19 protein-coding genes are annotated in these 22,346 nt (G+C 37.9%); 2 read left to right on the top strand and 17 right to left on the bottom strand.

The window, feature by feature from the left end; all coding sequences use genetic code 11:
• Window positions 1-12: 12 nt before the first annotated feature.
• The 16 genes from AC1DFT_RS18745 to ytxJ form a co-directional block, all read right to left on the bottom strand.
• Complete coding sequence (locus AC1DFT_RS18745) at window positions 13-507, bottom strand: type VII secretion EssA family protein (RefSeq protein WP_478160828.1); 495 nt, start codon at window positions 505-507, stop codon at window positions 13-15.
• Window positions 497-3,340, bottom strand: coding sequence for a type VII secretion protein EsaA (gene esaA, locus AC1DFT_RS18750; protein ID WP_478160830.1), 2,844 nt, complete (start codon window positions 3,338-3,340; stop codon window positions 497-499). Before esaA ends, AC1DFT_RS18745 begins: the two co-directional genes overlap by 11 nt.
• On the bottom strand, window positions 3,337-7,815 hold the full coding sequence (essC, locus tag AC1DFT_RS18755; protein ID WP_478160832.1) for a type VII secretion protein EssC: 4,479 nt from the start codon (window positions 7,813-7,815) through the stop codon (window positions 3,337-3,339). The genes esaA and essC overlap by 4 nt, the downstream gene beginning before the upstream one ends.
• 37 nt (window positions 7,816-7,852) lie before the next feature.
• Window positions 7,853-9,031, bottom strand: a complete 1,179-nt coding sequence (gene essB, locus AC1DFT_RS18760) for a type VII secretion protein EssB (protein ID WP_478160834.1) — start codon at window positions 9,029-9,031, stop codon at window positions 7,853-7,855.
• Between the two features lie 13 nt (window positions 9,032-9,044).
• Entirely contained in the window at window positions 9,045-9,284 is a 240-nt protein-coding gene (yukD, locus tag AC1DFT_RS18765; RefSeq protein ID WP_478160836.1) for an ESX secretion system protein YukD, read from the bottom strand.
• Window positions 9,285-9,366: 82 nt separating this feature from the next.
• Window positions 9,367-9,660, bottom strand: coding sequence for a WXG100 family type VII secretion target (locus AC1DFT_RS18770; protein WP_478160838.1), 294 nt, complete (start codon window positions 9,658-9,660; stop codon window positions 9,367-9,369).
• Between the two features lie 687 nt (window positions 9,661-10,347).
• On the bottom strand, window positions 10,348-11,190 hold the full coding sequence (locus AC1DFT_RS18775) for a 3-hydroxyacyl-CoA dehydrogenase NAD-binding domain-containing protein (protein WP_478160840.1): 843 nt from the start codon (window positions 11,188-11,190) through the stop codon (window positions 10,348-10,350).
• Between the two features lie 21 nt (window positions 11,191-11,211).
• The gene (locus tag AC1DFT_RS18780) at window positions 11,212-12,024 is read right to left on the bottom strand and encodes an enoyl-CoA hydratase-related protein (RefSeq protein ID WP_478160842.1); all 813 of its coding nucleotides are present in this window, start codon (window positions 12,022-12,024) and stop codon (window positions 11,212-11,214) included.
• A complete protein-coding gene (locus AC1DFT_RS18785) occupies window positions 12,017-12,925 on the bottom strand; it encodes an NAD(P)H-dependent flavin oxidoreductase (protein ID WP_478160844.1) in 909 nt (302 codons plus the stop codon). Before AC1DFT_RS18785 ends, AC1DFT_RS18780 begins: the two co-directional genes overlap by 8 nt.
• 15 nt (window positions 12,926-12,940) lie before the next feature.
• Entirely contained in the window at window positions 12,941-14,122 is a 1,182-nt protein-coding gene (locus tag AC1DFT_RS18790) for an acetyl-CoA C-acetyltransferase (RefSeq protein WP_478160846.1), read from the bottom strand.
• 12 nt (window positions 14,123-14,134) lie between these two features.
• Window positions 14,135-15,631: a class I adenylate-forming enzyme family protein gene (locus AC1DFT_RS18795; protein WP_478160848.1), complete on the bottom strand. Its 1,497-nt coding sequence runs from the start codon at window positions 15,629-15,631 to the stop codon at window positions 14,135-14,137.
• Window positions 15,632-15,665: 34 nt separating this feature from the next.
• Window positions 15,666-16,250 (bottom strand): TetR/AcrR family transcriptional regulator, encoded by a 585-nt coding sequence (locus AC1DFT_RS18800; RefSeq protein ID WP_478160850.1) that lies wholly within the window; start codon window positions 16,248-16,250, stop codon window positions 15,666-15,668.
• Window positions 16,251-16,268: 18 nt separating this feature from the next.
• Window positions 16,269-17,417: an acyl-CoA dehydrogenase family protein gene (locus AC1DFT_RS18805; protein WP_478160852.1), complete on the bottom strand. Its 1,149-nt coding sequence runs from the start codon at window positions 17,415-17,417 to the stop codon at window positions 16,269-16,271.
• A 165-nt stretch (window positions 17,418-17,582) separates the two neighbouring features.
• Window positions 17,583-19,220 carry a mechanosensitive ion channel gene (locus AC1DFT_RS18810; protein ID WP_478160854.1) on the bottom strand — a complete coding sequence of 546 codons (1,638 nt, stop codon included), beginning with the start codon at window positions 19,218-19,220 and terminating at the stop codon, window positions 17,583-17,585.
• Between the two features lie 162 nt (window positions 19,221-19,382).
• Entirely contained in the window at window positions 19,383-20,198 is an 816-nt protein-coding gene (locus AC1DFT_RS18815) for an STAS domain-containing protein (RefSeq protein ID WP_478160856.1), read from the bottom strand.
• Between the two features lie 15 nt (window positions 20,199-20,213).
• The gene (ytxJ, locus tag AC1DFT_RS18820) at window positions 20,214-20,546 is read right to left on the bottom strand and encodes a bacillithiol system redox-active protein YtxJ (RefSeq protein ID WP_478160858.1); all 333 of its coding nucleotides are present in this window, start codon (window positions 20,544-20,546) and stop codon (window positions 20,214-20,216) included.
• Between the two features lie 221 nt (window positions 20,547-20,767).
• On the opposite strand from ytxJ, the gene AC1DFT_RS18825 reads away from it, so the two are divergent.
• The gene (locus tag AC1DFT_RS18825; RefSeq protein ID WP_478160860.1) at window positions 20,768-21,262 is read left to right on the top strand and encodes a YusW family protein; all 495 of its coding nucleotides are present in this window, start codon (window positions 20,768-20,770) and stop codon (window positions 21,260-21,262) included.
• A gap of 97 nt (window positions 21,263-21,359) precedes the next feature.
• On the opposite strand, the gene AC1DFT_RS18830 is transcribed toward AC1DFT_RS18825, so the two are convergent.
• The gene (locus AC1DFT_RS18830) at window positions 21,360-21,824 is read right to left on the bottom strand and encodes a divergent PAP2 family protein (protein WP_478160862.1); all 465 of its coding nucleotides are present in this window, start codon (window positions 21,822-21,824) and stop codon (window positions 21,360-21,362) included.
• Between the two features lie 150 nt (window positions 21,825-21,974).
• Between AC1DFT_RS18830 and AC1DFT_RS18835 the strand changes: the two genes are divergently transcribed.
• Window positions 21,975-22,334 (top strand): DUF5658 family protein, encoded by a 360-nt coding sequence (locus tag AC1DFT_RS18835; RefSeq protein WP_478160864.1) that lies wholly within the window; start codon window positions 21,975-21,977, stop codon window positions 22,332-22,334.
• The last annotated feature ends 12 nt before the right edge of the window (window positions 22,335-22,346 follow it).

Here is a 22,346-nt window from a genome sequence, read left to right on the forward strand (position 1 = left end):
TTTACTCCTTTCCTAGGCCTTCTTTATGGATGTATCTGGTGTATTGACTAATCTCGGTATAAAAACGATAAATAAAACGGCGATACCAATTGCGATGATTGCTAGTAAAATCATTGTGCGGGTTATATTGTCCGCTGATTTTCCCTTATCTATCGGACTAGCCGAAAATTCCTTATCTCCTATCCCTTCGTTTAAAAAGAGTTTTAGTTCGGAAGATTTTGCTGCTACCGTACTAATTTCCCCTCGCTCAGCAGTTTGAAATAGAAATGATATATCACCTCTATTAGGAAGCTGCTTTCTTCCATCGAAGTAAATATTAAATTGCTTTTCAGGAATCGTGTTCTTCATCTCTGTTTTTTTTCCATCATGTAAGTAATCGGTGTTTTTCTTAAACTTTAACTTTTCATAAATAACCGGCTCCAAATCCTTGAACTGTTCCTCAGCGTATACAAATGGTACCGCAGACAACCAGATGATCAGTAGCAACAATGTAGTTCTAATTTTCATACGCTTCCTCTACTCGAACTGCTGGAGCATTCTTATACTTAAAATAAGAAATGGTTAGCATAACGATTGAAATCACACCTGTAATCACTACTCCCCATAGGAAACTAGTTTCCGGTTCATATTTAATAGACATATAAACAGTCGATAAAATATCTGGAATATGAATATCCGGCACGGCAAGTATTAGTAATGGGATAATATACAAACACATAAGCGCAACACTTACAATCCATCCTGCAGACTGTCCAAACTCAAGAGCAGTACGGATAATCGCAGCACCTGCAAGCAATAAAAGAATGGTGAAAATAGTCCATTCCACTGCACGCTGATCATTTAAAATATACATATTAATACTGTATAAACTAATAATTAGCCCAACAAGCAAGGATAGTATTGCGGTAAGTCCTAAACGTAACCCGATTGGACCTTCTTTCATTTGATACGTGAAATAACCAATTAATAGACTACTTATTAACATAATAATAAATAGAATGACAGGCGGTACTTTGTTTGCTTCATCGGATAGCTCCGCTTCCCCTTTTACATCTAATGGGTTTACAAAATGATTAAAAGCATAGCCATTTTCTTGACCATCTACATACGTATTAGCTAGGAATCCTTGGATATCTCCATCAAATTCAGACATGGCTTGCACATTCGTTTCCCATTTATTACTAAATTCACTGGAAGTATCTTTTATATTATCTGCTTTTCCGTATAAATCACTTGCATAATTAACTAAACTGCTTTGTTTTTGAGATAAAGACTGGATCATACTACTCAAGGAAATAAGTTGGTTACTTACATTTTGTTGACCTGCAGCTACTTGCCCTTCAGTTGTAGCTGGGACTGGTTCACTAGAGCCAATCATCATGGAAGGGTTTTGAATTTGTTGCAATAGCATATTCGCTTGCTCATCAATAGATTGTAAATCTGTAAGCAAAGAAACATGCTGCTGTTCAACTGTTTCTTTGTAACCAGACATGATTGCTGCAAATGTCGTACTCAAATCTGTCATCCCAAGTTCCGTCTCTGGAATACTGTCCGTTACAGTAGTCCAACCTGCCAACTCTTCCGCATTCAAATCGACTACATTTTTCAATAAAGCAGTTAAAATTTCATCTTGCAACATGGCATCTTTGTTTGCACTTTGTCCGCCTTCATCTAAAGTAAATTCAAATTGTTTGAGCGTTGCATAATAAGACAATAGAGAGCTAGTATCTGTACGAGTAGCACCTTTTGTAAATACCTCTTCTAATCTTGTACGTTGATCATCAGACAAGCGTTCATGCTTTAAAAGGGATTCTTCTTTTTGTTTTATTTCCGCTCCGATTCTTGCAGTGTCCACTGGATAAGTGCTTAATATTTGTTGAACGGATTCATATTCTCTATAAACAGATTGGTAATTTTCTAGTAAGCTACCATAGTCTGCTGAAGCTTTTACATAATCATTCGTTCCTTCTTGTTTCGCATTGTTCCAAACCATTTCTTTTTCGGAGATTACTGTGTTTACAGCAGTCAACTCTCCTTCAAGCAGTTCTAATTCGCTAGCGAAACCTGATTCCGGATCCGCTTCTACAACTTTTGCTTTTAGAGCGGACAGCGCAGATAAAATACCCGCTACTTTTGCACGCTCTTCTTCTAGTCCAGGCAGTCCAGTCGTTTCTTTAATAGAAGCTTTTTGTGCCATTTCTTCTTTAATCGTAGATAGCTGTTGCTGATCTGCTCCGATATTCACTACACCTAATACTGCTGTTCCGTTTTTACTCGTGGCAATACCTTTTTCCAAATTATCCAAAATAGTATTATTATATCGATCAATTGCTGTTCCTTGCACGACAAGTAAGTCGGATAATTGGCGATCTACTTCATTTTTTCGTAAATCGGATAAGGCATTCAGCTTTTCTTTGTTGGCATCTATTATGCCGTTCACTTTGTATATTTCATCATTTAATTTTTCGGTGCTATCTTCTAGCTGTTGGACAGATTCGTTGAACTTTTCAGCTTGTGCCATTGCAGCAGCATGAATCTTCGCTAAACTACTATCTTGCACTTGTTGTAAAATTTGTTTTTGTGTATCTTGAAATCCTTTATATTGCTGTACATACGAGATGAAATCAGTCATTTGCTGTCCGAATGATTCCGCATTTTCGATACGTGTATTATGTGCATTGTTTGCAGAACCAATCGTCGAAAGAAGGGATTCCATCTGATTTTTCTGTCTTTTCATCTCCGTAGCCAAGGTTTCCGATTCAGGTTTATAATAAGCCGACATAGCACTTAAAAAATCTGTTTCTTTTCCTAATATGTTCGTGAATTCTTTTTTAATATGATTCATTTCCTGGGCAATATAGCTCCAGTAAAGTGTAGAAACTTTGTCATTTACACGGTTCGTAGCTGTTTGAATTTCATTGAGTACACGTTCTTTACGTAATCCTGTTTTTTGTCGCTGTACTTGATAGGAAAATTCTGCTTTTTTGGGATCACGTTGATCGTATGACATGATATTTTCAGAAAAGTTAGATGGAATATACACAATCGCATCGAATTGGTTCGATTTCAAACCATTTTCTGCTGCCCCTCTCCCCATCACTTTCCATTCATATGGGGAATCCGCTGCCAGAATAGATACGACCTCTACTCCCATCTCAATGTTTTCCTCTTCCTTCGTGAGCCCCAAATCTTCATTCACGATGGCAATCACTCGCTTATTAGAAGTGTTCAAGTCTAGCATATTCACACCCATAAGTTGGAAGAAGATAATAGGAATCGCTAATATAATTAAAATCCCCGCACTCATTTTTAATAATTTCATATGCTTATTCGTTTTCATTGCATAATCTTCCTTTCCATCTTACATAAGGGGATTTGCACTTTTGTCGCATTCCCATTCAAAATATAATGTGCAAATCCTAGTGGTAGCTCCGCTTCTTTTCGCTCATACGCTACTGTATATAAGGTTTGTTCCGACTTTCTCATGTAAATAAGGGCTTGGCGAACAAGTTTTAGTTCGTTTGTAAAAGCATCATAACCTTTTGTCATTTCTGCGTTATTTCCAGAAACAATGACATTAAATCCTAAGTGAGAATAGTTTTTCACAAGCTTCGAGAGTCGATCTTGAATGCTACTGTCCGCGGCTTGTAAGAAGCGTGTATACCCATCAATGACAAAATAAGAAAGAACAATTTCTACTGGAACATTTCCTTGTTGTAGCTTTTCTACATATTCTTTTTCTGCTTCCACATAATATTGTTCCGCACGAGAGATCCATTCGATTAAACGCTCTTTCGTTTCTAAATACTCGACAGTTGAATAATCGGAAAACTCGGATAGCCCACGGTCAAATGAGTCAAAAATAGCAATAAATCCTGTTTTTTGTCCTAAAAGAGTAGAAAGCATCCATTTAAGCGTATTCGTTTTTCCTCGTTGTACTTGACCAACAAGTAGACAATGACGATTTTTCTTAAAGTCAATCGTGATAGGACCTACCGTTTCCTCATCCAATCCAATTGGAACAACTCCATTTTCCACTCTGTGATCCAAATAGTAGGCGAAGTTGATAGATGTTAACTCAAGCGGCAACATGGCAATCGGACTTGGAAGTTCCATATCAAGATATTTATCTTTTAATGACTGTACGTTCTTTTTAATAGACTCTAATACAGCAAAATCATCTGCTCCCTTAGCCGGAAGGAATACTTGTGTAAAAAACGCTTCTTCTTTTTTCAAAATGGCCCTTCCTGGGAATGGCTCTAAGTTGAAAGGGACACGCCCAATTACTGAAAAAGCTTCCGTAGCATCCAACAAATAGTGGACAACTTTTGTTTTTAAATTATTCATCAATGATTGTCTGACTGATTGGACCCTTGTTGCAGCTAGGAATAAATAAATGCCAAGTGATTGGCCATCTCTTCCAAATTGAATTAATTGGGTTTCCAATTCCTCTATTTCTTCACGGACGATATCATAGTTGTCTACTACTATATAAATAAGCGGTAATTTTTGGTCAGACAGTTTGTTATACATATGAATATTGCTAACTTCTCTTTGTTGGAATGAAGTCTTTCTTTTTGCGATTTCTTCTTTTATTCGTTTGATTAGTTTCTCACGTTTTAGTTCTTCATCTATCGTGAAATAATCGGCAGTTTGTGGAAGTTGCTTTAATGGCAGCAATGATCCATTACCATAATCCAAAATATAGAAGTTTGCTTCAGTCGGTGTTAGCTGCTCCGCTATTCCTAGTAGGACAGTAAGCAATGTATATGATTTTCCATAACCTGAAGAACCGAATACTCCTAGATTGCTATCTTTTGTCAAATCGTAGTTTACTTGCGTTTGACTTTGCTTTTCTGGTTCGTCCATCATGCCGATTGGAATCCCTTTTTGAAGTGATACATTGGCTACTTGTTTGTCCATTCGAAGTGCGAGAGGTGGTAACCAAGGACTTGCTAACTTACGAATGTTTAATGATTTGGTCGTTTCTGCAATTTTGGCAGTGACTGCTTCCATTTCCGTTAAACCGCTTGCGTTCTTTTTCACATTTGTCGCTATAGCAGAAAGAGGATAAAGACCGAGATCCGTAACAATTGCTACATCGTCTTCTCCTTCTAATACTTCTTCCATATAGGCCGCTCCACTCCATGCCGATTGGAATAACTCATACACTTCGTTGTTCCCGACTTGTAAGTACCCCCTGCCTGTTACGGTAATAGAAGCAGCATCACTATTTTTTAAGATTTCCTTACTGTCTGATGCATCCTGCACTTTCAACGCAACACGGAAGCGGGCGTTACTCCAGATTTGGTCATCGATAATGCCTCCAGGTTTTTGTGTCGCCAAAATAAGGTGAACACCAAGGCTTCTTCCGATACGCGCCGTACTTACTAGCTCCCTGATAAACTCAGGTTCCTCGCTTTTTAACTCCGCGAACTCATCTGAAATAAGAAATAGATGCGGTAACGGCTCTGCTGCCTTGCCGTCTTTATATAGCATTGTATAGTCATCAATATGTGTCACCACATGCTGATCAAATAGCCGCTGCCTTCTTTTTAATTCACTATTAATAGAAGCAAGTGCACGCATACTAAAATTTTTACTTCCTTCGATATTGGTAATCGTGCCTAAAAGGTGAGGGATATTCTTAAAAGGTTGTGCCATCCCCCCTCCTTTATAGTCAATAAGTAGAAAAGCCACTTCATGCGGATGAAAATGAACCGCAAGCGATAAAATATACGTCTGCAAAAATTCACTTTTACCGGATCCCGTAGTACCGGCAAGTAACCCGTGGGGACCATGTGCTTTTTCATGTAAATTCAACTGAACCAGTTCATCTTTTCCTTTGAAGCCAATTGGTACAGCTAATGATTTGGCTGATTCATTCACAGTCCAATTACGACTGATTGGAACATCTTCCACATCTTTGACACCGAACATTTCTAGAAAACTAACGGAATCTGGAATGGAATTTTTTATGCCAATTTGATGATTCAGTGTTCTTAACATGCGGGCAAAGCGTTCATTTGTCGTTTGATCGTAAGCATCTAACTGAAATGGGATATCCACCGCTTTACCAGCGTCGATTAGAATGTCTCCCTCTAGTTCGTTTACGTAGCGGACAAGTGTATAGACATTTTCTGTCATACGCTCTTGTGCAGACTCCGCAAAAATAACCGAAATACCAAGTTCCTTGGTGTTTTTGCTCTCTAAGTATTCTAAAATAACATGCTCTGCAAGTAAGGAATAATCAGAAATGACGAAAATGAGATGTGGTGCGAATTTCACTTTTCCTTTCATTTCATCCACATCACGCTCACGAATGAGTTCATATAAAGAAGAAAGTAACTGGTCCCGTGTTTCTTCGTTATGTATTAATCCTCTTGCATGCATATGTGGAAGCTTGAAATGCGGCAACCACTTCATCCATTCGATCTCTTTGTATTCTTCATGGTTAAAAATATATATGAATCTCGTATCATGATAACTATGTGAAAACGCAAGCTGACCGATCAGTTGATGCAATTCTCGTTTAATAATGGACTCTTTTCCGATAAGACCTAATATCCCTTCCGAAAGATTAGTAGTAATCGGAGCTGCTGGAATTTCTTTATAGACTGCTTCCATTCGCTGTGCTTGTTGTAGCAAATCATCTATTTCTCGATTCGCTAAATCACCAGATGAAAGTTTGACTTCATAACTAGCGGGAATTATACCTGTACCAAGTCGAAACTGTAAAAAGTCATGACTATCTAGTGTACGTTCCCAAATCCTTCCGGACAGTGCTTTGGTCATGTGTTTCATCTCTTCGAAAGGAGGGAAATGGTAGGCTAATATGCTCATTTGTCTTTCCGATAGTTCATACAATTCCTGACGGATATTTTCTAGATAAGCAGTATATACGCGAAGTCTTTTCTCTGCATTTAACTTTCGCTTTTTACGATCTTTGAAAAATTGAACGGTTGACATTGTTAGTACCGCTAAGAACATTGCCATCGAAATAATAATGAAGTTTCCTCTTGGTATGAAGTAAGCAACAAGCCCGAGAACAATGAGCATGACAAGTGGAAGTGCAATGATTAACAATAATCCACGACCATTATCGTCGCTTTCTTGTGCAGGGAATGATATGGACACTTTGTCTTCAGGCAAATCATATATCATTCGAGGTGTTCTTCTATAATCGGGATACATACGGAAAGTTTCTGATTTAGGCACTTCGATTTCAGAAAGAGTCGTTTCATATGGATTGTAAGTTATAATTTCTAGACGATCTCGTTCGATTAGTTTCATTTCCATAAAGGCCCATTGGATAATATCACCAATTTGAAGGATTCTATTTGTTTCACATCGTTTTCCATTTACATACAAAGGACAACCGAATCCTTTTTTAATAATCCATCCGGTCCTTATTTTGTTCAAGGAAAAATGTCCGGACTCCACATTTGGGAATTGAACGTTATTTCGCTTAAAAGTTGCAGTTTCTTCGGTAGAGAAAGTTACTTCCTGCTCATAGTCTATATAGTAGGTCTTCTCGGTAATAGGTGCCGAAGAAGTATATAAATGTAATAACTTATCTTCTTGTTCTATCACAAAGTCTTCTTTGTCTGATAGTTTGCCTATATAATCGCTACCATTATATACGGTAAAATGATTGTCTTCTTTTTTGACCGTTACATACCCATTTGTAAATGGATACGATTGAATCGTGATGTCATTCTCCATTTTCGGACCGATTGTAATAGATTGAAAATCGCTTTCTTCTAAACAAATCCATTGGTAATCTTCACCGTAAAACAGCCATAATTGCAGCAATGCCTACACCTTCTTTCTATCTGCTTAAGAATTTCACTTAACTATGAGCTTCCTCTTCTTCTTGCTCCATTAGTTTTTCATACTCTTCTACTTCATTATCTATCTCATCTAAGAGTGTTTGCATCTCTTCACCTGACAATTGTCGATCCGCTTTTACTTCTTCACGTCTTTTCAATAATCCATAGGTAATAAGCTCGCCGTCTTCCATTGATCTTGCCAGATCCACAGCATTTTCTGCTTCTCCCCGATTAATATAAATCCAATACATTAAATAATCAGCATCTGTCTGTAGCGTAATATTAGATAGAACATTCTTTTTCTGTTCCTCATCTAATCGTTCGTTGGAAACGGAAGCATAGGCAAGTTCGTATAGCACAACGTACGGCATCGATTTCACACTATATGGGCTTAAACGTGTGACCACTTCGCTATAATTTTGTCCCAAAAAGAATTCATGACTAAGGGTATACGCTTCATTTTTTGGCTTTTCGTGTACGAAATAAATAATAGTAAATATGATTGCAGGAATAATAAGCACTCCAAGCCCTATAGAAAGCCATTTCGTTATAGTCCACTTCTTTTTTGGCAGTTTTACATTCGCTTGTTCTTTTATTTCCAATTGCTCTAGTTGTTGACCGATAAAATCGAGTAAGGATTCGCTATCTGTCATAGACATTATTTTTTTCCCAATTTCTTTTAACTCCAGAATCTCCGAGTATTTTAAATACTCTTCAAAAGTAAAAGAGGCGTCCATGCTAGTCGCTACTACCGCTTTCGTCTCTAACCAAACCTGCTCCTCATTCGTCTCAAAGGGCGGCAAGCTTCCCATCACTCCGTAATACAAAAATAAAGATTCCATCCCTCTGCTATAGACAATATTTTCTGGGCAAACAATTAAATTTAAACGGGGGTAAGGATGAGCATAAACTTTTTCCACGAGTTGATGAACAAACATTAATCTCGATTTTTCCTCTTCCAAATGCATTTCACTAAAACGTCTAAAGGAAGTGGGGAATGTTGCTTGAATTATTAATTCATCATCCGTTATGGCGATGTCCTTCACTATTTTTGGACTTACTTCTTGTAGAAAGATAATTTCTTCTGTTCTTTTAAAGCCGACCCGTTCTTTTTGGAAGACGAATGTCGTTTTGTTTTCTTCTTCGTTTATTTCTGCACCGATCCGATTTTTTAAATATGTATGTGAATTTGTGGTCATCTTTTATACTCCTTCAAATAATTTCGATTCGATCACCTGTCGTAACTCCGCAATGCGCGAGCGTTAAATGACCGGGAAATAATTTCTCTTTGTTTACTACACGCACCCAATGACCTTCCCGTGGAGTTTTAGAAATTCCATTTGCTTGCCACGCTATACCAATCATTTTTTTCATCGTATAATAATCGGACAATCTCAGGTCTAGCACATCGCCTTCGTAATTAGACAAATCTACTGTAATTTCTATATACATAATTTCACCTCAAATGTTGGAAAAAGCGCCTTCCTTTGTGGAACGACGCTCTACTAATTGTTGCTTCAATAATTTAGAAGCCTTACCCGCGGATTTGACTTGCAATCTGTTGGTCTGCATCTTGTAACGCTTGACCAGCACGGCTTAATTGGATTCCTACTTCACTTAAAAGTTCACGCATTTCGTTAAAATGGGGTTTAAGTCTCTCATATTGCTCAGCAAAAGCGGTACTAGAAGAACCTTCCCACATCGATTGTAGTTCGCCAATCATGCCGTCTAAACGACCGATTTGAGAACCAACCTCCCCTGACTCATGGTTGTAGCGAGAAGCCATTGCATCTAGTTCTGCTGGTGTTACGCGAATAATTCCTGACATTCCATACATCTCCCTTATTTTGAAATTTTGTGTCATTTATAAAATAACTGTCTTGGCGAGCAGTTAAAGATATGTATACTACTCAATCATTAGCAACTCACCAGCACAGATACTTCCGCTGTTTTTCGTAAATCGTAAATAAATCTTCTCTAATCCAATGAATCTTTTCTCAACTTGATAGGTATGTAAACCCAAAATACACGATAATCAGAAATAAATAAAAGTTCATTAATTTAATATAGTAACCAAAATTAAATTGGATATATATGCAAAAATAAATTCCTAACTTTTCCTTAATATAATAAATAACACTACTAATGACGAACGTCAAAGTGACAATATTTACATAAAAAATTACTTAGTTCCATGCACACAAGGACTTTTGTCACATCATTTTAATAACGAAAACTATTTAGCACTTTTTTCATATCGATTTCCGAAATACACGACAAAAAAGCAAAAATGCATAATCATAAAATATATGTAGTACTTTTTAATCATTTTTTATCAGAATAGTCCAAAAACATCTCAGTGTAAAAATACTCAAACCTATGATTTCAATTATTAGAGAAGTGTTACAGAATTATTACTGGTGCCTGGCACCAGTAATAATTCTGTAACAATCCTTTTATTTCCTAATGCATGAAAAAAGCAAGGAGAAAAGTGAAATCCTTTTCTCCTTGCTTTTTATTCATAGTCGAAAAACCCTCGTCCACTTTTTCTTCCTAAATGGCCAGCTCGGACTTTTTTGCGCAATAATGGTGGAACTCGATATTTCGAGTCTCCGGTTTCTTCCAATAATGTTTCTGCAACGAACAACATCGTATCTAGTCCGATTAAATCTGCGAGTGCCAATGGTCCAATTGGATGATTAGCGCCTAGCATCATCCCTTTATCAATATCCTCCGCCGAAGCAATCCCTTCACCTAGCACAAAAATCGCTTCATTTATTAATGGAACCAATATTCGATTCACTACAAATAATGGCGCATCCACGATGGATATACTTTCTTTTCCAATCGACTCGACTAAACTAGTGACAACTTCATATGTTTCATCCGAAGTATCTGATCCACGGACAATTTCTACTAACTTCATCACAGGGACTGGATTAAAGAAATGCATGCCGATCACTTTTGTTGGGCGACCAGCTGCACTAGCTAGCTCGGTAATGCTTAGTCCAGATGTATTGGACGCAATAATTGCTTTTTCATTCAACAATGCACCTAGCTCGGCAAATACTTTTTTCTTTATATCCATATTTTCAATAATAGCCTCAATCACGACATCTGATTCTTTTAGTAATGGGAGCTCCGTTGTGAACGTAATCCGCTCAAACACTTTATTAATATCGCTTAAATCCTTGCCTTGCTTCTTGTACACTCGTTCTAAATTTGTATGCATTGATTTCTCTGCACGAACTAGCGCTTCCGAATTTACATCACATAATATAACCTTGTGACCGGCATCCGCCATCACTTGCGCAATTCCATTTCCCATCGTACCAGAACCTAAAACACCAATTTCCATCTTCCCAACCCCCTTATAACTTTACTTTCTAAAAAAATCTGGCAACTCCTGAGCAGTCATTTCAAACTTTGCAGGTCTCTTTTCCATGAACGAATTAATCCCTTCTTTTGCATCAGCTTGCGCTCCAGCCCAGTGCAAAAATTTGGATTCAATAAGATGAGACTCTAAGGGGCCTTTTGCTCCAAGCATGCCCCACAATAATTGGCGAGAAAATGCATTAGAAACAGCTGACGTATTATCCGCTATTTCCCGGGAAATTTCGACAGCTTTCGCATATGGATCCTCTACCTCATACTGCACTAATCTAGCGTCCAAAGCCTCTGCTGTTGTGAGCATTCTACCAGTTAACACCCACTCCAATGCTTTAGACACTCCGACTAATTTCGGTAAAAACCAGCCGCTACCTGCTTCAGGTCCTATTCCCCTTCGTCCAAATACAAAACCAATTTTCGCATCCTTTTTCACAATACGAATATCCATCGGTAAAGTCATTGTTATGCCAATACCGACTGCTGCTCCATTAATAGCTGCTATTACCGGCTTTTTCAATGAATGAACAACAAGACTAACCCTTCCTCCAGTATCTCGAAAATCATCCGCAGATTCCTCCGAGGCGAATACATCATCCCCGGTAGTCAAATCCATTCCTGCACAAAATGCACGACCACTTCCTGTTACGATAATCACTCGAACCTCATCGTTCGCATCCGCTTCTTTATAGGCTGCGATAAGTTCATCCATCATTTGGACGTTAAATGCATTCAGCACATCTGGGCGATGCAACGTAATCGTCATTACTCCCCGATCAATCGTCGTAAGCAATGTTTCAGGCATGAACTGCCACACCCTTTTTCGCTTCTTCATATTCTTTTGCAAGCCGATCAACGACAACAGCTGTACTTTCAACCGTTTTAATCGTCGTCACTCCATGTCCCGCTGACCATACATCACGCCATGCCTTCACATCGACCATATGCGATAAATCGACTGTATCACGTGGTTTTAAGCTTTCCGGATCAATATTATTTTTTAATAAGCTTGGAATTAAATAATTGGCATGTACTCCACTAAAAGAATCAGTATACAAAATATCCGCTATCGTTGAATCGACAAGCATTTCTTTATATTCAGGAAACGCATCACTTTCTTCGACTGGGATAAACTTGGTTCCCATGTATGCAAAATCCGCTCCCATAATTTGTGCTGCTAATACATCTTTCCCATTCGAAATACCCCCGGCTAACACAATATAGCCATCCCAAAATTCTCGAACAGCAGCTAAAAATGCAAATGGATTCAATACTCCTGCATGACCTCCTGCACCAGCGCAAACTAAAATAAGCCCATCAACACCTGCTGCAGTGGCTTTTTTCGCATGCTTTACAGTCGCTACATCGGAAAACACTAATCCACCATACCCATGGACAACCTCGGTGACCGCTCCTGGGTGTCCTAAAGAAGCAATTACCATTGGCGGCTCATATTTGCGGATTAATTCCAAATCAGTGTCATGCCGCTTATTCGTTTTATGCGCAATGAAATTCACTGCCCACGGTCCAGTCGGTAGCGCAGCCTTCAATTCCGCTAGCATCTCTTCGCATTTCTCAGCAGTCCGTGCATTGAGTAGTGGAATCGAACCAATGACTCCGTTCCTACAAGATGCTATAACTGATTCTGTACAGGATACTAAAAACATTGGTGCTACAATAACTGGAAGTTTTAAATTAGTGAACATGATCGTTTTTCCTCCTTATACGCGCTCTATTACTACTGCAATCCCTTGCCCACCGCCGATACATAAACTTGCAACTCCATATTTCAACCCTCTATTTTTCAATTCATATGCTAATGAGAGAAGAATCCTTGTTCCGCTAGCCCCAACAGGATGACCTAGAGCAATTGCACCACCATTAACATTTGTCTTGTCACGATCTAGTCCTAATTCTTTTTCAACGGACAAATATTGAGAAGCAAATGCTTCATTCACCTCAATCAAATCCATATCCTCTAATTGAAGCTCCGCTTTTTCCAATGCTTGCCTGATTGCTGGCACTGGACCAATCCCCATAATGGATGGATCTACTCCAGCGACACCCCATGAAACAATTTTAGCAATAGGTTCTAGTCCATTTTCATTTACCGCTTTTTCACTAGCGACAATGACTGAAGCTGCTCCATCATTTATTCCGCTTGCGTTACCAGGCGTCACCGTACCATCTTTTTTAAAGGAAGGTCTTAACGTTGCCAATTTTTCTGCTGTGACTTCTGCTTTTATATGTTCATCTTCCGAAACTAATACCGTTCCTTTTCGAGTGGGAACTTCTACTGCGACAATTTCTTTGGCAAAAACACCGTTCTCACGTGCTGCTCCTGCTCGCTTTTGGCTAAGCAATGCGAATGCATCTTGCTCCTCGCGCGTTATTTCATATTGCTCTGCTAGTTTTTCTGCCGTCATTCCCATTCCACTACCGACATATTCATCATTAAGTGTGGAAAGCACCATATCTTCATAAACAACAGAGCCCAATTTCGAAGCACTAAATCGTGCATTGAAATTGGAATAAGGAGCCATCGACATATTTTCTGCCCCACCAGCTAAAACGATTTCTGCTTCGTTCAATAAAATCAGTTGCGCTGCAGAAACAATCGACTGTGACCCAGAACCACATAAACGGTTCACATTATAAGCAGGAACTTCCACAGGTACACCAGCTTTCAAACCAATATGCCGTGATAAAAACGAAGCATTTGTACTCGAGTGAATGACATTTCCATAAATAACATGATCAACTTGAGTAGCATCCACTTTCGAACGCTTCAATGCCTCTATCGCCGTTGCGGCACCTAAATCATCTGCTTTCACTTGTGCAAAAGAACCTCCAAAACTAGTAAAGGCCGTTCTAGCACCATCTACAATATAAACTGAACTCATTTCTTTTCCCCCTTATTCTTTTCGAAGAGCCGTTTTCAGTACTTTCCCGCTCGCATTTCTAGGAAGAGTATCGATGAATACGACTTCATCGGGTAATTTATATTTCGCCAATTGTTTCGAACAAAAAGAAATAATTTCTTCTTCTGTAAGCGTACGCCCTTCCTTTAACACAATAAAAGCTTTTGGAACTTCTCCGTAAATGGTATGTGGAATTCCAACAACCGCTGCTTCCAAAAGTTCCGGAATTTGGTATAGGACTTCCTCTACTTCTACTGGATACACATTTTCACCGGCACGGATAATCATATCTTTTTTGCGATCCACGATATAAAGTAGCCCATCTTCATCAAATCTACCTAGATCACCTGTATATAGCCAGCCGTTTTGAATTGTTCTTCTTGTTGCTTCCTCATTTTTCAAATAGCCTTTCATCACTTGCGGACCTTTTGTGACGATTTCTCCTACTTGACCAACTGGTAAAGCTTCCCCAAATTCATCAACTACCTGTACCTCGGTTTGTGGGAGCGGTTCCCCTACAGACCCGACTTTTTCTAATGCATGATGGTCTTTTAGTGTCGTAGCTGCTGGTGAGTTTTCTGTTTGTCCATATAAGTTTTGAACTTTTACATTCGGATATAATGCTTTGACTTTTCGAACTAATTCATATGGCATTGGAGCAGCTCCGTAAGTAAATAGGCGAAGATTCGGTAAGTGTAAGTTTTCCATTTTTGACGTGTTCAATAAAATACTGTACATGGCTGGCACACCAAAAAATATGGTAATATCCTTTTGTTCCATCGTATTTAAGGCTCGTTCAGGAGAAAACCCTTCTTCGATAACAATCGTTCCGCCAGCATAAATGACGGGGATACTAAAAACATGACTCGCTGCACAATGAAACAAAGGAGCGACTATTTGCATCCGATCTTTGGAATTAAGCTCCATCGCTTCTCCCCATATTTGCGCAGCCGCCTTCACATTATTCGCTGTCAACAAAACACCCTTAGGTTTGCCAGTTGTACCAGAAGTATAAAAAACAACGCTCGTCCGTTCCCCGTTCTCATTTACTTCTTCGAAAGTAATAGACGCATCCTCTAATATCCCGATTAAACCTTCGTTTTCCCCTACAACAATCTTATCTTGAAATTTTGCAAATGATTCTGGGATTTCATTCAAAACTGGCTCCATATCTTTTCCATAAATGATCGCCTTCGCTTCTGAATGCATAAAGATATAATCCACTTCGGGAGCCGCAAGCTTTGTATTTACAGGCATCACGCTGAAACCGCCAAGCTGACATGCATAATAACAAACTAAAAAATAATCCGAGTTATTCAAGTACACCGCAATAATATCCTCTTGTTCATAGCCTTTTGCTTGAAAGTAACCAGCTAATCTTTTTGCCTGTTCATAAAGCTCTGAATAGGTTGTATTTCTTCCATTAAATTGAGAAATCAGATGGTTAGGTTGCTCTTTTGCGTGCAATGCCAATTTTTCCGTAACGAACATATATCAGATCCCCTTTTGTTTTAAATGATGTTATTTATTTCACAACTTTTAATAAATATTCTGCATATAGCACTTGTAATTCCTCAATCGACTTGACTCCATCAGGACTATACCACTGCTGAATCCAGTTCATGGAACCAAGTAAAATCATTCGTGCAATTTTGGGTTCTTTTATAGTGAAATCTCCTTCTGCTATCCCTTTTTGAATTACTTGGTCAAACCAAGATGCATATTCATCTCGCTTACGTAAGATAGGATGAAGATAATCTTTGGAAAAGGTTTGGTCTGGTTTAATAATCATATTAAACGTTTCTTTTTCTTCAATCATGTAACGGATATGATTGGCAATCATCTTGCGTAGTTTCTGTTCATTCGATATATTTTCAATAAAATAGTCTTGTAACTCACTAATTGCTTGCCCTAACACCATTTCGTGGCATTGGAATAGGAGATCCTCTTTATTTTTAAAATAATAATAGAGAGAGCCTTTCGTCATGAGAAGCTCTGCAGCAATTTCCTCCATCGTTGCACCTTGATATCCTTTTTGGTTCACGATTTTGACTGCTGATAATATAATTTCTTGCTTTTTCTTTTGCAGTTTTTTCTCTGAGAGCTTCATGATAATACCTCCTTTCATTTATAAATCCAGCTTTTTCGCAATAATTGTTTTCATAATTTCCGTAGATCCGGCATAAACGCTTGCTACTGGAATATCACGATATCTTCTTGCAATCTCGTATTCTTCCATATATCCATAACCTCCGTGTAGCTGCAGACATTCCGCCGCCACTCGTTTAGCCATTTCACTAATCCACCACTTTGCCATTGATACTTCTTTTACAATGTCTTCGCTTGCAATATGGCGAGCCGTTAAATGATTGATATACGTTCGACCGATATCTATTTCGGTCGCCATTTCTGCTATTTTGAATTGCGTATTTTGAAATTTACTAATTGATTGACCGAATGCTTTCCGATTTTTTACATAGTCAATTGTTATTCGAAGCATTTCTTCCGCTTCAATTTGGCATTGAATCGCGACGACTAGACGCTCCTGCTGTAAATTTTGCATAAGATAATAAAACCCTTTGCCTTCTTCCCCAAGCAAGTTTGCAACAGGCACTTTCACATCTTCGAATATCAATTCTCCAGTATCGCCACTATGCATACCGATTTTGTTCAATTTCTTCCCATATGAAAAGCCTTCCATCCCTTTTTCCACAACTAGTAAGCTGATACCTCGGTGAGCTGGTTCGGCATTGGGATCCGTTTTACAAACGACAACGACGATATCCGCTATTCGACCATTTGTGATGAATGTCTTCTCTCCATTTAAAATATAAAAGTTTCCATCTTTTCGAGCAGTCGTTTTCACTCCAGCTAAGTCGGATCCAGCACCAGGCTCCGTCATTCCAATCGCAGTTATCAAATCCCCGCTCACACAACCAGGAAGCCATTTTTGCTTTTGTTCTTCTGTTCCAAGACTCGATATGTAAGGGCTTACAATATCAGAGTGCAAACAAATACCACTGGATACCCCTTGTCCAACTCGTTCCAATTCCTCATTCAAAATCATCGAATAGGAAAAATCTAACCCAAGGCCACCATAGGCTTCATCCACCCAAKGACATAAAAAACCATTCGCACCCATCTTTAACCAAAAATCTTTTGGAATTTCTCGATTTGCTTCCCACTCATCAAAAAAAGGATACGCTTCTTTATCTAACATCTTCCGTAAAGACTTCCGAAATAGTTCATGCTCATCCGTTATAAATGATGCTTTCAATCATCCTACCTCCATTATTACTATTTTCTGAAAATTCTTTATTTAATTCCATCATACTATTCTATTTCTAAATGTAAATACTTTTTTGAACAAAGTTCAAATTTTGAATGAAAACATTTACTTTGTACTATACGCTTTTAAGTTTGAAAATATGTTACAGGAGTGTTACTGGTGCCTGGCACCAGTAACACTATCAGGAGATTCATCTAAATAACCACTTGTGCCTCTTAGACTTTGCTCTGTTTTTGTAACATCCTGGACATTCTCCTTGAAAGATTCTTTTATCGACTCTTTTTCCGCTTTATACTTTTCCTTTGATACTTCTGCATCCTCTAAACTTTTTTCCATTTTGCTCAAATAGCGGGCTGCGTGTTCTCTTCCTCCCAATCCAAATGCTAAGCCAAATGCCAATGCTAGTCCACCTAGAATAAGGATAAAGGCTGAGTTAATAATGGAAGCAGCTATCCCTAATTGGTCTAAAGCCATGAAGAATGCGAATGCTAAAATCGCATATTTCGCCACATATCGCAAGAAATGTGGTGTTCCTGAAGAATGCTTCATCAAACTCCCAACCAATTTTTCTACCAAATTCGCTAACCAAAATCCAACCGCTAAAATAACAATTGCGGCAAACACGGACGGTAAATAAGCAAAAATTCCAGTTGCCAATGCCACCATAAATTCTAGCTCTAACAATTGTAAAGCTTCTACAACAAACAATAAAATAATCACAAATTGCACAATCGTACCTAACAAAGTAGAAAAGGTTGGTGCCGTTCCATTACCTGATTTGAATCCCATCTTGCCAAACAATGAATTCACACCGAGTTTTTCAAGAAGGGAAACAACGACCTCTCTCACCCATTTCGCGGCAACTATCCCAACCAACACTAACACGATTGCAACAATAATCTTCGGTAACATTGCCAGCACATTGTTCAACATAGCAATGGCAGGTGAAGAAATCCCTTCTAAATCTAAAATCTCTAACGTGGTAATAGATACTGGAATCATGATTAAAACAAAAGCGACAATCCCAACAACTTTCGATACACTTGTCCCTTCTATGAAGGAAGAAATCTTCAACTTATCTGCTAATCGGTCAGCACCAGCGGAATGCAAAAACTTTTCTAATAAATTACGAACCAGTTTTGCAACAAACCAACCAATGACAAAAACAATAGCCGCAGATACTAGTTTAGGAATAAAGTTAAAGAAACTAGCTAGCATTCCCTCGAATGGTCCACTTAATCCATCAATACCTAATGCGTTTAATAGTGCGGGGATAAATAATAAAAAGATTAAATAGTAGGCTACATTTGCTACTGTATCCGTCCACTTTACTTGATCTATTTGTTCCGGATCAAGGCCCGTTTTTCCAACGTATTTATTCAGTTGAAGCTTCGAACCTGCCATTTGAATTACTTTTTTGATGACAGTTGCTAAAATCCAAGCAAATAATAATATCAAAGCCGCTTTCAAAATATTTAAGAAAGCCCCTGTTAATCCTGAATACATGGAGACAAACGGAGTAGCCATTGTATTCAAATTCAATATGTTAAAGAATAAAACAAATGCAAAAATGAGTACGATAGCAAAAACTACTTTGCTAATGATTTTCTCGACTGTCCATTTAGACTTTGTATTTCCTAAACGTTCATTCACATGAAATTTCCTTAATAGCTTATATGTCATGTTTTCCAATAGCTTGGCAATAAAAAAGCCTATTAATAAAACCACTAAACCTATTAATATTTCTGGTAGAAAAGAGAGCGTATCTCTCCAATAATACTGGTCTAACATATTATCATCCTCCTTATAGTCTGTTCTTCTATCAATCTTTCATAATACTCTGATACCCAAGTGTCCATCTACTCAAACTAAATGGATAACACCAATAAAAAAACGACTTCTCTTTAAGAGAAATCGTTTTTATCTTCTATATTAATATTTTTATCAGATCGACTAGCTCAAACTATCCACCGCTTGTTTAACACTGCCAAATGTGTCAAACGAGCTAAAATCAATACCTACTCGGACAATCTCAATCGAAAGATTTGGTCGAATTCCAGAAAACATCACATGAATGCCAAGTAATTGAAGAACACTATGAAGTATAAATATCTGCTCCGCAACTTCAGAATCAATAGTCAAAATACCACTAAAATCAATAATCAAATGCTCCACCGAACGACTTGGAATCGAAGGCACTAAGTTATTTATAATATACTGAAAACGAGAGGAATCGATGCTGCCGATTAAAGGCAATACAGCAACCCCTGTTTGGATAGGTACGATAGGTGCCGATAATTCATTTATTTCTCGTTGACGTTCTTCCATTAATGAATCTCGGTAAGCTTCATATGCGTAAATCGTCTTGATTATACTTACATCCATTAAATAACTAATTCGATTGTTTATTTTCACTATATTTTCAATCGATAATCCATGGTCTATCGAAATCTGCGTAATGTTTTCCAAATACATTAAACGATTTTTTGCAAATGGTTTTATTATCGTTGAAAATTGGGTAAATAGAGCCGCTTGTTGCTCACCGACTTGTTTACTCCATTTTATTAATTCGGCTTCGGCAGCTTCCTCCGTTTCCCTAAAAGATTCCGCTATAAGCACTAAAAACTCTATATTCTGTTGAATCGATTGTTCTAACATTTCTTCTGTAACTGGAATTTCGACATTTATTAGTGCTTTTTCTGTCATATCTCTTATAATTTTTTCGGCATTATCTACTAAATATTCTCCTACTTTCAATACCTCTTCCATACAATCTCTCCGTCTCTATATTAATGCGATTGCCGACTCTAAATCCTTCTTAGTAATCTTCCAATGTGAAGCATTCCAAATAGCTTGTCCATTCGCAATTAAAAAAGCTTGTGGTGATTCATGACGTATACCTAAATCATTTTCTATCTCATTAGAAACCGCACGATTTTCAATCACTTTTACTAAATAACTGTCCACAGGCGAGTTAAATAAGTTAAACTCTCCATAAGCATGCGCGCTAACTGGACAAGTTGTACTATGCTTAAACACGACAACCGCCTTCTCTTTCGACTGTTCTAAAATACTCTTCCAATGATCTACCGAATTGATTTCTTTATATAATGCCATTTAAACCACCCTCCTTATATTTTTCCTAGATGCTCTTTAGAACATTATACTAAAATTCACTCACCAAACCTCTTAAACTTTCAAAAAAGTTGATGTACATATTTGCTTCACTTCCCACTCCAACCTAGCTTAGATGATGATAATTTCCATTTTTGTTTACTAAGCATCCTTTTAGGCTATTGATAATATGTAGAACAATTCATCTAGAGAGGGGAATATACATGAGAACAAAAAAAAATAGCATACTTGCAACAATACTACTATCCTCAACGATGCTTCTTGTTGCTTGTGGTAACAATGATGAACCAGAGGAAAACGGACCTAATGGAACAGCATTTGAGAAGGAACAAACGGAGACAGTCGATGAATCCCTGACACCAGAAAGCCCAGAAAAAGAATTTGGCTTCCGCTTTTTAAATTTACACATAAGTACACCAGACAATGAAGATGCGATAATAGCAGAATACTATGGAGACTCATCAAAAGCGGAAGCAGTTTATAAAAATATGCATGCTGCTGCAGACATACAAGGAGATGCCGCATATACATTATTAGAGCAAGTTTTTACAGATCTACAGTTAACGCAAGACATGAGTAAAGAAGAAGTAATCCAGCGGGTAACTTTGGCATTTGATGCAACTGATTATACAAACTTTGACCTTGAAATTGAATTCGAAGATGGGGAAACTAAAACTTACGCTGCTAGTAAAGAATAAACAAAAACTTGCAGATGATGAAAGAAAACTTTTACCCCCAACACGACCAAAAAACCAAGTCGGAATCTTCACCGACTTGGTTTTTCTTTCACTAATTTCAATCTTCTAATTTAGCACATAAAACCCCAAATACTGTCCCTAAAATAGCACCCGCTATTACTTCTACCGGCTGATGTCCTAGCAATTCTTTTAGTTCTTCTTCTCTTTGTACATACTCAAAACTCGGGAAATTTCCAGACAATGTGGCAATATTGTCTTCCAAATCATTCACTAGTTGTGCGATTTCTCCAGTATGCCTTCTAATTCCTTGTGCATCATACATAACGATAGCGCCGAACACAACTGCCAGTGCTGTTTCCGTATGACGAGTTCCTTTATTAGCAGCTACGTATGAGGCAAGTGCAGCAACTCCCGCCGAATGCGAGCTCGGCATTCCACCTGTTGTAAAGGCTTGTTTAAGATCCCATTTTCCTGTTAACCTTTTATGCGTAAATACCTTTAATCCTTGCGCTAACCCAATTGCCGATAAAGCAGTAATAATTCCACGATTCATCTTTGTCATTTAAATCCTCCAACTTGAATATATCCTCTTTTTACATTACCCATTTTTATAAAATTTAATCGTAAAAACATAATTCACCTTGTAATTACGTATAATCAAACATTATTTTCCACATAATAATATAAAACGAATAAGAAATATCTATAATAAATGGAAAGGAATTTAAGACCCTTGCCTGAAAACATTCAACTCCCTTCACAAAGAAAACCACTCATCCTTGCTTTTTCTATCTTATCATTAGCAATCTTTGATACCATTTCCACCGACTTTGGCATTCGACAAGGTCATATTACCGAAGCAAATCCATTAATGCGCTTCATATACGAAAACAATATTCCATTTTTTTATTCGATAAAAATTATCCTTCCACTTCTTTTTATATACATCATCACCAAACTTCAACCCAAAAAATACATTCAATTTCTTATCATTATGGCACTAATACTCTACACATTTGTCCTATTCCAACATCTATATTGGATCACATTAATATTCATCACAAGCATCTAGATTGTTACAGTA

The sequence above is a fragment of the Psychrobacillus sp. 05T411 genome, assembly GCF_056396485.1.